Genomic DNA, 1968 nt, shown 5'->3' with positions numbered 1-1968 from the left:
CGGGGCAGTCGCCGTCGCAGGTGGAGGCAAACGAGTCCTCGCAGAGGACCACGGGGACACACTCGCAATCGTCGCCTGCGCCGTTGGTTTGGCAGGCCTGGCCTACGGGGCATTCACCGTCGCAGGTATTGAAGGACTCCTCGCACAAGGTCGGTCCGGGGACACAGACGCACTCGGCAGTGCCCAGCGGGTCGACTTCGCAGGTTTCGCCCGAGTCGCAGTCGCCGTCGCACGCGGGCCATGCCGAGTCGACGCAGTCGACGGGATCGTCGATACAAATACAGTCGTCTTCGGCGACGTTGAGCCCGCAGGTTTGACCTACGGGGCAGTCGCCGTCGCAGGTGGAGGCAAACGAGTCCTCGCAGAGGACCACGGGGACACACTCGCAATCGTCGCCGGCGCCGTTGGTCTGACAGGCCTGACCTACGGGACACTCACCGTCGCAGGTGTTGAAGGAGTCCTCGCACAAGGTCGGTCCGGGGACACAGACGCACTCGGCAGTGCCCAACGGGTCGACTTCGCAGGTTTCGCCCGAGTCGCAGTCGCCGTCACACGCGGGCCATGCCGAGTCGACGCAGTCGACGGGATCGTCGATACAGATACAGTCGTCTTCGGCGACGTTGAGCCCGCAGGTTTGGCCTACGGGGCAGTCGCCGTCGCAGGTGGAGGCAAACGAGTCCTCGCAGAGGACCACGGGGACACATTCGCAATCGTCGCCTGCGCCGTTGGTTTGGCAGGCCTGGCCTACGGGGCATTCACCGTCGCAGGTGTTGAAGGACTCCTCGCACAAGGTCGGTCCGGGGACACAGACGCACTCGGCGGTGCCCAGCGGGTCGACTTCGCAGGTTTCGCCCGAGTCGCAGTCGCCGTCGCCGCAAACCGGGAAGGGCGTCAGATCACAGGCCGTTTGGGCCTGAGCGGGGCCGGCGGAGATCCCGACCAGCACCAAGAGGACACACAAAACTGAAAAAATCGAAAAGCGAGTTTGGCAAGACATGATCGAGTGCACCTCTACCCTTCCGGGTACCCTCGGTACGGAGCCGAATCGAGGGCCCCACCGGTTCCTGAACTTTGACGACAGGCTGTGGCTGATTGTGCGGACCACCCGCACCACCGTACCGCTTGGAGGGCACGATGTGCGGGTGGCATTAACATGTGCTGCAGGTCAATCACGAACGGACCTTATCTTGACGCTGCGTTTGAAAAATGGGTTTGACGGCGGCTTACACAGAAACCATCGCGCGTTCTCTAGCGCGGACCGCCACGAAGGAGTCGACAACTGCACTCATTGTCCCTCGATAAAGGTGGTCCGTCCAGGGTGAAATCCGCCCCAATCAGGTCCGCTTTTGGCGGTTCGGGACGATTCCCACCCGTTCGGTGAAATCCCCAACCGACCGGCAGATCGGCGCCTCGGCGGTAACCCCACCCGCCATGTTCGAAAGGTCCTTGATTGCAGGTGCTTGCGGCGATTGCGATCCACTCCAACGAGGACGGCCCGCTGCTTGCATTAATAGAAGAGCGTGGCGCCGAAAAAAGTACTGGTCGTCGACTGCGACGAGCTGGTGTGCTGGGCATTGGAGAAAGAGTTCTCCGCGCTACGCATGAAGGTTCGGAGCGTACGAAGTGGCGGCGCGGCCCTGGCCGTGGCCCGCGAGCTTCGCTGGGATCTCGCGTTCGTCGAAGCCCGGCTCCCCGACATCGAAGGCATCGAGCTGCTGGATCGCCTGCGTACGATCCTGCCGGACACCCATTTCTTCGTTTTCGGCTGCGACCCGACCCCGGAGCTGCGGCGTCGGGCCTTCGCCGACGGCGCCGAGCAAGTGGTGGACAAACCGTTCGACCTGGTTGACGTGGTCAACGCGGCGCGGAGCAGCCTCGGCGGCTTCCCGGTGAGCCGGCGCTTTACCAGATATCTGTGTCGAGTGCCGCTTCGAATCGCCGTCGAGCCGTTGTCGAGCGGGGAGCCGG

Annotated in this window: 2 protein-coding genes; both read left to right on the top strand. The window is 63.6% G+C overall.

Annotation, left to right across the window (positions count from 1 at the left end):
* The coding region (locus GY725_20500) for a hypothetical protein (GenBank protein MCP4006566.1) at window positions 1-967 on the top strand (967 nt) is incomplete at its 5' end.
* 553 nt (window positions 968-1520) lie between these two features.
* The coding region (locus GY725_20495; GenBank protein MCP4006565.1) for a response regulator at window positions 1521-1968 on the top strand (448 nt) is incomplete at its 3' end.

This window comes from bacterium, from assembly GCA_024226335.1.
GTDB lineage: Bacteria > Myxococcota_A > UBA9160 > SZUA-336 > SZUA-336 > JAAELY01.
The sequence above is the reverse complement of the archived record's forward strand: the minus strand, read 5'-3'. Positions and strand labels throughout refer to the sequence as shown.